This is a genomic window from Nostoc sp. ChiVER01 (assembly GCF_034531155.1).
Classification (GTDB): Bacteria; Cyanobacteriota; Cyanobacteriia; order Cyanobacteriales; family Nostocaceae; genus Nostoc.
Window position 1 is genome coordinate 114374 of record NZ_JAVRBS010000020.1, and the last position, 13202, is coordinate 127575.

A 13202-nucleotide genomic window follows, 5' to 3' on the forward strand; every position below is an offset into this window, starting at 1 on the left:
CCATTGTCTAGCCAGTTATATGAAAAATGCGATTTAAAACTTAAAGCTGTTACTTTGGTGCTATTTCAGGGAACTATGTAAATATCCCCATGAAGATTTTCAGTGAATTAGCCCAAATTATGAATATAACTACTTTACAAAGCTTTAGACAAAACCAATTCAGAGTCTATCAAATCTATGAATATGCAAGAGAAAACTACCGAAGCGGAAAAAACACCAACCGATAAGGTAGAAATTGCTGTCCGCTTGGACTCCGAGCTACTAGAGCAAATTCAGCATCTCACTAATGACCCAAGTAAAGTGATTGAGGTGGCGATTCGTCAGTGGTTGCGGGGTGAAATCCTTAGAGATGACGAACTGACACGTACCCCTGTGCGTAAACCCATTCCTCCTCGGGGTGAATGGAATGATTGACACTATTAATCAGATGTCAATGCAAGTTAAAAAGTAAAGTTTGCCAATCTGGGTTTCAGATCACCAAGAAATACTCAATAAAACAAAAAAAGCTGTAAGAATTTATGCAAAAATTTGAGCAGCTTTAGTAAAATTACGGTCGGATACCCTTTGTCTATCCAACTCAATTAATGACTATTACTGCCAATTCCCAATTGTCAAATGTATTTTCCCCAAATCTGGAATCTATTCCCAGTAAGACTGATGGCTCATTAGCAACTCTAGGAGCCGAGTTGGTGTATACGCAAGATGGGGCAGGGCGCTATCTGACCTTTTGTTGGCAGCACAGCGAACTCCTGGGGTTAAATAGCGAAAAAATAGTTGATGAACTGAACCAGACCCAAACCTTTGTCCCGGTGGATAAAGTTACTTATTTGGAACGATTGCACCGGATTTTGACAACTTTGGTGCCAGAAAGGTTTCAGTGTTGGTTTAGCTACCAGCAAGAATTATTTGAGTTGGACTTGGTGATTAGTCCGATTATGCCGAGTTTGGGAACGACTGCCACTACAGTTTTAGTGATGGGACGGTTAGTGCAAGCGACACTCAACAAAAAACAAGTACCTGTGGCAGCAAAAACGTCCACACAAATAGACTTGGCAATGCGATCGCAGCAACACCAAAAAGTGGTAAATCGCATTACCAGAAATATCCGCCGGACGTTGGATTTAGATATTATTTGGCAGCAAACAGTTGATAGTTTAGGTAAGGCTCTGCGGCTAGAGCGCTGTATTATTTGTCCTTATCAGCCCTCTAGCTCAAAAGTGGAGGTAAAGGCTGAGTATCACCAGTCAGCACTCAAATCAATGCTTGGCTTAGAAATAGATATAACTTCAGAGCCTGCCTTTGCTCAAGCTTTGGCAACTCTAGAACCAGTTGTAATGCAAATGCCTGGATATGCACAGTCTGGGCAGCAGAAAACTTTGGTGATTGCAACTTGCTATCAAGACCAGGCTAATGGATTGGTTGCCTTGAGTTGGCGGGATGAATGCTACACATTATCAGAATCAGAATTAGAACTGGCAAAAGAAGCAGCAGATCAATTGGGAACTGCGATCGCTCATGCTACTTTATATGAAGAATTAGAAGTAGCGCGTCAAAAAGCCGAAGAAGCTTCCCGCCTCAAAAGCGAATTTCTGGCTAATGTATCCCATGAAATTCGGACTCCCCTCAACGGCATGATTGGCTTCTTGAAGCTGATTTTAGAAGGGATGGCAGATGATCCAGAAGAACAAAACCAGTTTTTGTCTGAAGCTCACCAATTATCGATACATCTGCTAAATATTATCAACGACATTTTGGACATCGCTAAAATCGAAGCTGGCAAAATGGAGCTAGCTTACGCTCCAGTCAAGCTAGATGAGCTATTCCATGATGTCGAAAATTTCATGCGTCCCCAAGCAGAAATGAGAAACCTCAGCTTCCAGATGCAAATGCCTCCTACCTCTGATGAAATTATTGTCCAAAGCAACTATCAACGGTTGTTACAAGTGATGCTTAATTTGGTAGGTAATGCTATTAAGTTTACCCATGAAGGTGGTGTCACCGTTAGCGCCGATTTAGTACTCAAAAAGGCAAACTTTCAAGATCAGCAGTTTCCTGGCATGGTGAAAGTACGTGTAGCGGATACTGGAATTGGTGTTTCTTTAGACAAACAAGATAAACTTTTTCAATTATTCTCTCAGGTGGATGGTTCTCGCACTCGCCACTACGGCGGTACAGGTTTAGGATTGGCAATATCCCAAAAGCTAGTGGAGGCAATGGGCGGCGAGGTACATTTTTATAGTCTGGGTGAAGGACTTGGTTCAACAGTCACATTCACCGTGCCACTATATCAACAACCAGTCATGGTTTCATCCAATGATGGCGACTCAACAAGTAGTGCTGAATGTTAGTCATTGGTCATTTGTCATTTGGAAGAATACCAGTACCGGGTTTTGAGTTTTAAACTTTAAAGTTTTTTAGCAATTATTATTTAATAAGCATATTGGGCACTTGTACTGAGCGTTGCTATAAAGCCTGAGGCATAGCTACGCTTAGGGCACAGTCTCTCATAGAAAAGTATAGGATATTGGGAAAAATTTCCTTGTCCTCACCTCCTGGCGTTCTCTTCAGGACTTTAACCGCTAAAGTAGAGTAGGAGGGCTTGCACGACAAATTGTTCAGCTAATCTAATATCAAGTTGCTAAAACCAGCAGTGGTTTAGTCAAAAGTCATTAAAAACTGACACCTGACAGTCTAGCGGCAATTAGATTTAGGATCGATTTAACAAAGCTGAAAAATAAAATTTTGGATAATGGTTAATGAGTAACCGTGCATAGGGCACAGAGATAATTATTATTCAATGCCCAATGCCCCATGCCCCATGACGGCAGTTGCTCCACTTGGGGAGACCCCAAGACCGCACTGCCTCCCCAATCCCTATCTATCATTAACTTAGCAGGTCTAAAACTATGGAACTCACAATTGACAACGTTGAAACAGTCTTAGATGAAATGCGCCCTTATCTTATGTCTGATGGCGGCAACGTGGAACTCGTAGAACTCGAAGGGCCTATTGTAAAACTGCGCCTGCAAGGTGCGTGTGGTTCTTGCCCCAGTTCTGCTATGACTCTGAGAATGGGTATTGAGCGCCGCTTAAAGGAAATGATTCCCGAAATTGCAGAAATTGAGCAAGTGGTGTAAAAGTTAGGAGTTAGAAGTTAGGAGTTATGAGTTTGAATCAACTCCTAACTCCTCATTCTTAACTCCTAACTATTCCTATGTCCCATCCTCTCTACATCGCTTTTATCTGGCATCAACATCAGCCACTGTACAAATCTCCTGGCAGTGGCGTTTCGCTATCTTCTAGTCAGCAGTACCGGCTTCCTTGGGTACGTTTGCATGGGACTAAAGATTATTTGGATTTGGTATTGCTTTTAGAGCGGTATCCTAAGTTACACCAAACAGTGAATTTAGTTCCATCGCTGATATTACAACTCGAAGATTATATTGCTGGCACTGCTTTTGACCCTTATCTCACAGCGAGTTTGACACCGGATGAACAACTCACGCAGCAGCAGCGCGAATTTATTATCCAACACTTTTTTGATGCCAATCATCATACTCTGATTGACCCTCATCCCCGTTATGCCGAGTTGTATCAGCAAAGGCAGGAAAAAGGGCAAGCTTGGTGTTTAGCAAATTGGGAATTGTCAGATTATGGCGATTTGTTAGCTTGGCACAATTTAGCTTGGATCGATCCTCTGTTTTGGGATGACCCGGAAATTGCTACTTGGTTGAAACAGGGACGGAATTTTACTTTAAGCGATCGCCAGCGCATTTATTCCAAACAGCGAGAAATCCTCAGCCGCATTATCCCCCAACATCGGAAAATGCAGGAGGCGGGGCAGCTAGAAGTTACCACCACGCCTTACACTCACCCAATTTTACCCTTACTAGCTGATACTAACTCTGGTCGGGTAGCTGTGCCCAATATGACACTACCTAAGCAGCGTTTTCAGTGGGCAGAAGATATTCCCCGCCACTTGCGGAAAGCTTGGAACTTGTATAAAGACCGCTTTGGACAGATACCTCGTGGTTTGTGGCCTTCGGAACAATCAGTAAGTCCGGCAATCCTTCCAGATATTATTAACCAAGGATTTAAGTGGATATGCTCAGATGAAGCTGTCTTAGGGTGGACGCTGAAGCACCTTTTTCATCGGGATGGGGCGGGGAATGTGCAGCAACCAGAACTGTTGTATCGACCCTATCGCCTGCAAACCGCCGAGGGTGATTTGTCAATTGTGTTTCGTGACCACAGATTATCAGATTTGATTGGCTTTACTTATAGCGCGATGCCTGCAAAAAAAGCAGCAGCAGATTTAGTGGGACATTTGCAAGCGATCGCTAAAATGCAAAGAGAAAGTCAAAGTGAAGAACCTTGGCTAGTTACCATTGCTTTGGATGGGGAGAATTGCTGGGAATTTTATCCCGAAGACGGTAAACCCTTTCTAGAAGCTTTATATCAAAGCTTGAGCGATGAACCCCACCTCAAACTCGTCACAGTTTCCGAATTTCTGGAAGAATTTCCAGCCACAGCCACCATCCCCGGAGGACAACTACATAGTGGTTCTTGGGTAGATGGCAGTTTCACTACTTGGATTGGCGATCCCGCTAAAAATCGTGCTTGGGATTACTTGACACAAGCAAGGGAAATGCTGGCAAGTCATCCTGAAGCGACGGAAGAAAACAATCCCGAAGCATGGGAAGCGTTGTATGCCGCAGAGGGTTCAGACTGGTTTTGGTGGTTTGGCGCAGGACACTCCTCAAATCAGGATGCAATTTTTGATCAATTATTTCGAGAACATCTTTTTGGCATTTACAAGGCATTAAATGAACCTATACCGTCCTACCTCAAGCAACCAGTAGAAATCCACCAAGCGCAGGGAAGCCACACCCCACAAGGATTTATTCATCCTGTCATTGATGGTAGAGGTGATGAACAAGATTGGGACAAAGCTGGACGCATAGAAATCGGCGGGGCGCGGGGTACAATGCACAATAGCAGTGTCATCCAGCGACTTTGGTATGGGGTGGATCACTTAAATTTCTATGTACGGCTGGACTTTAAAAGTGGCGCTGCACCAGGGCAAGATTTTCCAGCAGAGTTGAATTTGCTGTGGTTCTATCCAGAAAAAACAATGGTTAACAGCCCAATTCCCTTGGCAGATATACCAGATGCAGCCCCACTTAATTACCATTTCCACCATCTTCTGGAAGTTAACTTGCTAACGCAATCGATTCAATTTCGGGAAGCTGGAGATAATTATCAATGGCATCCCCGTTTCAGTCGCGCTCAAGTAGCTTTAAATAATTGTTTAGAGTTGGCAGTACCGTGGGCAGATTTGCAAGTTCCACCAGATTATCCCCTACGCCTGATTTTGGTGCTTGCAGATGAAGGGCGTTTTTGCAACTACTTGCCAGAAAATGCTTTGATTCCCATTGAAGTGCCTTAGAACTTAATAGGTTTGGTGTTTAGCCCTTTTAAGGTGACTTGTAATACATGTCCGCTAAATTACCCATAAGAACCCCACCCCGCCAAAGCTATGCTTTGTCTTCCCTCCCGAAGAGCGGGTTGGGGGTAGGGTTCTTCGAGTTTAATAATCAATTAAGCAGACATGAGATAAAATCTCTTTTTTCTCTCTGCCCTCTTTGCGTCTGGGCGGTTAAAAGGTTTTTTGTTTAACCACAGAGGCACAGAGAAGCCAGTGCGCCCTTGCGGTTCCCCTTGGGAGAAGCAACTGGCGCAACACAGAGAGAAAGAGACAATCCTAAAAGCTTTTACTTAGGTTTATACAAATGACAGATTTACGCCTTTATAGCTAATTCATTTGTGGCAAAGTATGTCTATACATATTTAATCTTATTTGTCAATCTGTAATTTCTACAAAAATTTAGTTTTATTTTTTGAGGAACTTTGATGATTTGACAAAGTTACAGTAATTTTACTGTAACCAAAGAATATTTGTCGTAAGATTAAAAACATTTCAAAACAGATATTCTACGCTAATGGATCGCTTTTCTCAGAAAATAACGAATTCTCAAGAGAGCATTTTACAGCACACTCAACTTGGCCAGATATGTGGTTCCAAGAAGCTATTTGGCGATCGCTATGAAATATTGCAAATTTTGGGTAGAGGTGGATTTGGGATCACGTTTTTAGCCAAAAATGCCGTATTACCTGGAAATCCTCTCTGTGTTATTAAACAGCTTTGTCCAAAAGTGACTAATCCTCAAAGCTGGCAAAGGGCATGTAGGCGCTTTGAAAAAGAAGCAAGAACTTTGGGCCAACTCGGTAGTCATTCGCAAATCCCCATGCTATTAGACTACTTTCAGGCAAATGGGGACTTTTTTCTAATTCAAGAATATGTGCCGGGTTTGACTTTGGCACGAGAAGTGCGGCAAACTGGCCCCAAAAGTGAAGCCTCAGTTAAACAGTTTTTGCAAGAATTATTACCTGTATTAAAGTATCTTCATAAACATCATGTGATTCATCGGGATATTAAGCCTCAGAATTTATTGCGGTGTGAGTATGACAAACGAATAGTGCTGATTGATTTTGGGGCGGTGAAAGAGCAATTAGCTGATGCTTGTGAAAACTCAATCCATCAAATTGCAAACACCAACTTTATCGGAACTAGGGGATTTGCACCACCAGAACAGTTTTCTCTACGTCCAGTTTATGCCAGTGATATTTATGCACTAGGTATAACTTGTATTTTTATGTTGGCTGCTAAAAATCCTTTAGAATTTGACTACGACGAAAATACTGGTGAAATATGCTGGCGAAAAGAGCTAAATATTAGCAATAGTTTTGCCCAGATTTTAGGGAAAATGGTAAAAGTTTCGTTAAACGATCGGTTTAAAACTGCCGATGAAGTGATGACAGCTTTAGGTCATGAAAGCTATTCGCCTACTTTGGCTGACTGTTTAACTACCCAAAAATTAAATAATAAAAGTATTGCACAATACGGAAATTCTTATGAAACTCCTGATGGATATTTACCACCTGTAGCTAGAACTGCTAATGCTATTCGGAAATGGAGAGCAAAGCTAAAGTAAACAAGTTCGCACTGCCTAAAGTATCAAATTAACAGTTAATGATGGGTGATTTAAAATATCAAAAACAAATTTAGTAAGCATTTTAACCACATTTAATAGTCATGATAGTTAATTAATCAGGGTTTATCTTTAATACTTAGTAGGTTATTGCTTGCCAATATACAAGCAAAATTACTAGGTTTAAAAGTTCCGAAAAAATTTTTATTCAAATTATTATATAATCGAGAGAATAATTAATCTTATGGCTCTCGTAGTTTTCCACAGATAAGGAAGACTGACACTAATTTACAAACGCTAACTATATTAAGTAATTCCCCAATCCCCAGAACAGGGTTTTCTACCACGAGTAAGCGAGAGTCAATTTTCTTAAGGGAAAGTTCGGGGCAAACTTAGCCTAAGTTGTCATGCAGTCGCGCCTGTCAGATCATGATCTGCTGCTTAAATCCCGATTGCTCAAATCCCCTGAATCCCAATGGAAAGAAGTTTTGCCAAAGTTGTAGCACCCCGTTGGTGTCACTTTTAAGAAATCGCTTCCGTGTCGTCCGAGTTCTTTCAGATGAGGGGGGATTTGGCAGAACCTATCTATCAGAAGATGTCGATAAACTTAATGAACGTTGTGTTATCAAGCAATTAGCTCCAAAATTCCAAGGAACTTGGTCGCAAAAAAAGGCGATGGAGTTGTTTGCTGAAGAAGCACAACGACTACAAGACCTTGGGGAACATCCCCAAATTCCAACTTTGCTAGCTTACTTTGAGCAAGACGGCTGTCTATACTTAGTGCAGCAGTTTATTAATGGAGAAAATTTATTAAAGGAGTTGCAACAGCGCAAAGCTTATAACGCTAGGGAAATTCAATCTATTTTGCTAGATTTACTGCCCATCCTGAAATTTATCCACGATCGCAAAGTCATTCATCGAGATATCAAGCCAGAAAATATTATCCGCAATAAAAGTGATGGGCGATTAAGTTTGATTGATTTTGGTTCCTCAAAGCAATTCACCGCCAAAGTTCAGCAGAAATCTGGCACATCCATTGGTTCGCATGGTTATTCACCGCTAGAACAAATTAGAGATGGTAAAGCTTTCCCTGCCAGTGACTTGTTCGGTTTGGGGGCTACCTGCTTTCATCTGCTAACGGGAAATTCCCCCTTTCAATTGTGGATGGAATCTGGGTATGCCTGGGTGAGTAATTGGCGGGAATATTTGCGGAGTCCATTAAATCCTGAATTGGATTTTGTCATCGACAAGCTTTTGAAAAAAGATATCCATGAACGTTACCAGTCAGCCGATGAAGTTCTTAGAGATTTGAGTCCAAAACAACTCCTGGCGCTACCACCAGCCGGGAAATCCTCTGGAAAAATACCGCCAACTAAAGCACCAGATTTACCAAAAAGTTATCCCTTAGTGAGAATTGTAATCTTGGTAAGTGCTTTGATTCTGTTGTTTGGATTTCAAGAATCTTGGTATAGACATTTTCGCCGGATTCAGACTAGTTTAGTTTCTCGGCTGACTCAGCACAATAATTCTGGCAAAGATGAAGCATTTTTAGGTCAACCACTAAAGATTACTTTGGGTAAGGTTTCCTTAGTTAATACCCTGCAAGGACATGGATCAGTTTTATCTGTTGTCATTAGCCCCGATGGCAAAACCATTGTTAGTAGTGGGGGCGATGGCACAATCAAACTTTGGAATTTTGCAACTGGAAAACAAATCTCTTCACTTGATGGGCATTCTCAGCAGGTGAATGTAGTGGCGATTAGTCCAGATAGCAAAACTCTGGTTAGTGGTAGTGATGACGACACCATCAAAATCTGGAATTTGGCAACACGAAAGCAAATTCGCACTCTTACAGGGCATTCTGATTCAGTTCATGCCTTAGCCATCAGTGGTGATGGCGAGACTCTGGTGAGTGGTAGTGATGACAACACCATCAAAATCTGGGATTTAGCAACAGGAGAGCAAATTCGGACACTGACAGGGCATACATTCTGGGTGCGATCGCTAGCTATTAGCCCTAATGGTGTGATTCTTGCCAGTGGCAGTTTTGACAAGACTATCAAAATCTGGAATCTGACAAAAGGGTACTCAATCCGCACACTGGAGGGAAATCATCAAACAGTAACAGCCGTGGCTATTAGCCCCGATGGTAAAACTTTAGCCAGTGCTAGCCGCGACCGTACCATTAAACTTTGGAATCTAACTACGGGAAAAGAAATTCGCACACTAGTAGGACATGCCAACACAGTTACATCCGTAGCCTTTAGTGCCGATGGTAAAATTGTTGCTAGTGGTAGCCGCGATCGCACCATCAAACTGTGGAATTCAGCCACAGGAGAAGAAATTTTGACATTGACGGGGCATACCAACACTGTGACATCTGTCACCTTCAGCCCTGATGGCAAGACTCTTGTCAGTGGTAGTGAAGATAATACTATTAAAATTTGGCAATTGTCTCAGTGAAGAGGAATTTTGACATTTCTCGATAGTTTGGAGCAGAAAAATACAGGTTCACAATTTTATGCGATCGCTGTGGAAATATTATCTTCAATTATCGGCATCTGTCATACCCGAAGACGTAATTTTCGATTTTATAAAGAAAAATTCTACCTTCTAGAATCGAGATTGTTTTAATGCGATCGCTGACTTCAATATTGCATAATTTGCCATGCTTGGTAATCTAACCTATACCAAAATGCTTATTTACTCAATCACTAATGCATCTTTAAGCGGATTTATATTTGCAGCTAAAGATTGATGCTGTTAGTGTCAGAACTTAATATGCTTTAGCTATTACTTGCAGCAATTCAATTGAGGAATGTGATCGTGAAACGCTTTAATGTCTCTAAAATTCTCGGAAGTACTGCTCTAGCTATCAGTTTGGCAACCTTACCTACAGTTCTGCCTGCTTCGGCTCAGACAACAACCACTAATGACGGAACTGTTACAAATACTACTACAGACACCTCTGCTACCGACAGAAATTATCGGGATGGCGATTGGGGTTTATTAGGCTTGCTTGGTTTATTTGGTTTATTTGGTCGTAAGAGCCGCAAAGCCGATGATAATGTAGCTTATCGTGACCCTAATGCTGTAGGCACTCCTGGCTCTCGTTCTAACTTTTAATAATGAGTTGCGTTCTAATTTTGCGTCAGTCCTAATGATAATTACGGTAAAAGCCTGCCAACGCAGGCTTTATTCGTGTGTATACATGATTGCAAGGCTTGGGGAGTCAGGGCGTGCCAAGTTTGCCCAATTGAATTGTTAATTGGATTTCTCAAAAATCAAATTGCCAAAGCAAAATGCGCTCCTAGTTTAGCTTTCAGAGCTTCACTGATGGTTATTTTTGCTAAATCTAGAGGCTGGCGATCGCTCTTAAGTTTACGTGCATCTACAATGACTGTAATATGATAATATTCTTTACGTACTCAGTATTTTAGAGGATGTTTTAAAAGTATTTTGCTGTGCTTTTAGGTACTTAATCTTCCCTAACCTTCATTAAAAAGGGAGGAACGGGAATCAAAGTCCCCTTTTGAAGGGAGATTTAGAAGGATCTAAAACGTTTTTATACCTAGATATAGGACTTTTAAAATATCCTCTAAGATGAGACAAAATATCATAATCTCTGCTTAAACCTGCGAATGTGGGTTTAATTTAGCATTTTTGTTGTCAAACAAGTATCCACACGACAACGTTATGATTAATATATTTTTCCTGCTCATACTATTTTCTTCACTTTTAGGGCGGATTAAATTTCCTGGAATAAATATTGGTATTCATTATTTATTACTTCCTGCATTTAGCTTTGGTATAATTAGTTTGTCTTTAAAATCTATACCAGAAGTTGTTAAAAAGCATAAAGTAATTTTAATATCTATAAGTCTAATGTATTTGTGGATGTGGCTTTCTTCATTCATGAGCCAATTTCCAATTATTGCTATTACTTATAGTCTCAAATACTCAACTTATTATATATTATTTTTTGCTTTTTTAGTGTTAACTTTTCAAAATACCAAAACATTATCTTTAACATTTTACTATCGTTGCATATTATATTTAATACAGATAATTGCACTTTTGGGTTTTTTAGAAGTTTTACTGCCCAACTACTGGATTTTCAAATTATTAAAGTTTCCCAGCTTTTATCCCGAAATTGGTTCAATTATGCAAAACCCTAATCAGTTTGGGGTAATAGTAGCTATTGGATTATGTTTAAGCTTAATTTTAGAAAAGCAAAATAAAATTTCTAAAATCGAATTATATATAAACGAATTAATTTTTATAATTTCCTTAACTTTCTCTGCTAGTGGAAATGGTTGGTTAACTTTCATTGTTGGCATGTTTCTTTTACTAATATATAAAATTATTAGTTTTAGAAAAATGATTTATTTAACTAGCTTTTTATCTTTATGCATTGTCACCATACCAGTCTCTACACAGAAAATTGGTTTGGTAGATAATAAAATATTTCCATTAATTAATTTATTTTCACAAAATTCAGATTTAGTAGCTCCAAATAAAAAAACCCTTACTACAATAATAAAAACAGGCTTATCAAGGTATGAAATATGGCAGGCAGCTATTAATGAAACTATTAAAAAGCCACTTACTGGTATAGGCATAGGAGTTTTTCCAGAACAGATAGGAATAAAAGTTTGGGGAGGTAAAGGTTATCATGCACATAATATATTTTTAAATGTGTCAGCAGAACAAGGAATTCCAGGATTATTACTCTTTACTAATTTTTTAAGAAAAATAGTATTTAAAGTTAAACATGCTAATTCTCTAGTTACTATTCCGATTCTGATGTTTTTAGTATCTCAAATGCCAGATTTTTTTACTGAAGACTATACTTTTACAACTCTTGAGTTTTATTTTATAGCAGCAGCTATTAATTATCGAAAAGATTTTATTATGCAATTAGAGCCTAAAATTATTCAGAGTTTTCAAAAAACCTATGAATGATAAACATCATTTTTACTTAATATTTCCCAATATATTTAATTTTAAGGGAGGTATTCAAGTGTACTCAACTTTTTTATTAAAAGCTTTACAAAATATATATATTGAAGCTGATTATGACGTATTTTTGAAATATGATAAGCGTAATTTAAGACAGCAGGAAAACTTGCAATTTTTAAGTTTAACAAAGTTCCATTATTTTGGAGATTTACCAAAATTATTGCAAACTATTTTATTTGCTACCAAAATAATTATTTTGGCTATTATCGAACGTCCTACTGTAGTCATATCAACTCATGTTAACTATACCATTGCTTGTTATATTTTAAAACTTCTCACTGGGATTCCTTACTGGGTAGTTGCTCATGGTTTAGAAGTTTGGGATATTAAAAACAATGCTATAAAATTAGCATTAGGAAACGCAGATAAAATTATTAGTGTTAGTAATTATACTCGCCAGCATTTGCTTCAATATAAAAACATTGACGCTGAGAAAATAGTAATTTTAACTAATACGTTTGATGCCAATAAATTTAAAATAAATCCTAAACCTAACTACTTGCTCAAGCGATACAATTTAACACATAAACAGCCTGTGATTCTAACGGTAACGCGCATGGGACGCATGGCAAAATACAAGGGTTATGATCAAATGCTTTATGCCTTACTTAAAGTGCGCCTGCATGTCCCTAATATTCACTTCATCCTTGTAGGCAAAGGGGATGATATACCTCGAATTCAAGCTTTAGTTAGTAAATTAAATCTACAAGATTGTGTCACTATAGCAGGATTTGTACCAGATGAAGAATTATGTGATTATTACAATCTTTGCGATGTTTTTGCTTTGCCTAGCAAAGGAGAAGGATTTGGAATTGTTTATCTAGAAGCGTTAGCTTGTGGTAAACCTGTGCTGGCGGGTAAACAAGATGGTTCCATAGAACCCTTAGCTGATGGGAAATTAGGATGTTTAGTTGATCCTGATAACGTTGAAGAAATTGCTGATAATCTAATTCAAATTCTGCAAGGTGATTACTATAACCCAGTAATTTACCAACCAGAATACTTACAACAAAAAACTATTGAAGCTTTTGATTTTACCCAGTTTCGTACAAGTTTAGCAAAAATAGTTGATGATTATTTAGTTACAATTTAAGGAAATGTTTTTTGTATAAATTTAATTGGTGAAAA

Annotated in this window: 10 protein-coding genes; all 10 read left to right on the forward strand. The window is 39.1% G+C overall.

Annotated features, from left to right (window positions below; genetic code table 11):
• Positions 1–177: 177 nt before the first annotated feature.
• The 10 genes from RMY00_RS23915 (at position 178) to RMY00_RS23960 (ending at position 13167) form a co-directional block, all read left to right on the forward strand.
• The gene (locus RMY00_RS23915) at positions 178–414 is read left to right on the forward strand and encodes a hypothetical protein (protein WP_322649922.1); all 237 of its coding nucleotides are present in this window, start codon (positions 178–180) and stop codon (positions 412–414) included.
• 170 nt (positions 415–584) lie between these two features.
• Positions 585–2348: an ATP-binding protein gene (locus RMY00_RS23920; protein ID WP_322649923.1), complete on the forward strand. Its 1764-nt coding sequence runs from the start codon at positions 585–587 to the stop codon at positions 2346–2348.
• Between the two features lie 558 nt (positions 2349–2906).
• A complete protein-coding gene (locus RMY00_RS23925; protein WP_100897064.1) occupies positions 2907–3137 on the forward strand; it encodes a NifU family protein in 231 nt (76 codons plus the stop codon).
• A 77-nt stretch (positions 3138–3214) separates the two neighbouring features.
• A complete protein-coding gene (locus RMY00_RS23930) occupies positions 3215–5449 on the forward strand; it encodes a glycoside hydrolase (RefSeq protein WP_322649924.1) in 2235 nt (744 codons plus the stop codon).
• A gap of 553 nt (positions 5450–6002) precedes the next feature.
• On the forward strand, positions 6003–7055 hold the full coding sequence (locus RMY00_RS23935) for a serine/threonine-protein kinase (protein ID WP_322649925.1): 1053 nt from the start codon (positions 6003–6005) through the stop codon (positions 7053–7055).
• 426 nt (positions 7056–7481) lie between these two features.
• Positions 7482–9515 (forward strand): serine/threonine-protein kinase, encoded by a 2034-nt coding sequence (locus tag RMY00_RS23940; protein WP_322649926.1) that lies wholly within the window; start codon positions 7482–7484, stop codon positions 9513–9515.
• Between the two features lie 9 nt (positions 9516–9524).
• Complete coding sequence (locus RMY00_RS23945) at positions 9525–9686, forward strand: hypothetical protein (protein WP_322649927.1); 162 nt, start codon at positions 9525–9527, stop codon at positions 9684–9686.
• 192 nt (positions 9687–9878) lie between these two features.
• Positions 9879–10178 (forward strand): WGxxGxxG family protein, encoded by a 300-nt coding sequence (locus RMY00_RS23950; protein WP_322649928.1) that lies wholly within the window; start codon positions 9879–9881, stop codon positions 10176–10178.
• A 570-nt stretch (positions 10179–10748) separates the two neighbouring features.
• Positions 10749–12017: an O-antigen ligase family protein gene (locus RMY00_RS23955; protein WP_322649929.1), complete on the forward strand. Its 1269-nt coding sequence runs from the start codon at positions 10749–10751 to the stop codon at positions 12015–12017.
• Positions 12010–13167 (forward strand): glycosyltransferase family 4 protein, encoded by a 1158-nt coding sequence (locus tag RMY00_RS23960; RefSeq protein ID WP_322649930.1) that lies wholly within the window; start codon positions 12010–12012, stop codon positions 13165–13167. The genes RMY00_RS23955 and RMY00_RS23960 overlap by 8 nt, the downstream gene beginning before the upstream one ends.
• The last annotated feature ends 35 nt before the right edge of the window (positions 13168–13202 follow it).

What these genes read in the sequence shown, in the direction of transcription:
- RMY00_RS23930 (WP_322649924.1), top strand. Translation starts at nt 3,215, where the DNA reads ATGTCCCATCCTCTCTACATCGCTTTTATCTGGCATCAACATCAGCCA.
- RMY00_RS23920 (WP_322649923.1), top strand. Translation starts at nt 585, where the DNA reads ATGACTATTACTGCCAATTCCCAATTGTCAAATGTATTTTCCCCAAAT.
- RMY00_RS23925 (WP_100897064.1), top strand. Translation starts at nt 2,907, where the DNA reads ATGGAACTCACAATTGACAACGTTGAAACAGTCTTAGATGAAATGCGC.
- RMY00_RS23915 (WP_322649922.1), top strand. Translation starts at nt 178, where the DNA reads ATGAATATGCAAGAGAAAACTACCGAAGCGGAAAAAACACCAACCGAT.
- RMY00_RS23935 (WP_322649925.1), top strand. Translation starts at nt 6,003, where the DNA reads ATGGATCGCTTTTCTCAGAAAATAACGAATTCTCAAGAGAGCATTTTA.
- RMY00_RS23955 (WP_322649929.1), top strand. Translation starts at nt 10,749, where the DNA reads ATGATTAATATATTTTTCCTGCTCATACTATTTTCTTCACTTTTAGGG.
- RMY00_RS23960 (WP_322649930.1), top strand. Translation starts at nt 12,010, where the DNA reads ATGAATGATAAACATCATTTTTACTTAATATTTCCCAATATATTTAAT.
- RMY00_RS23940 (WP_322649926.1), top strand. Translation starts at nt 7,482, where the DNA reads ATGATCTGCTGCTTAAATCCCGATTGCTCAAATCCCCTGAATCCCAAT.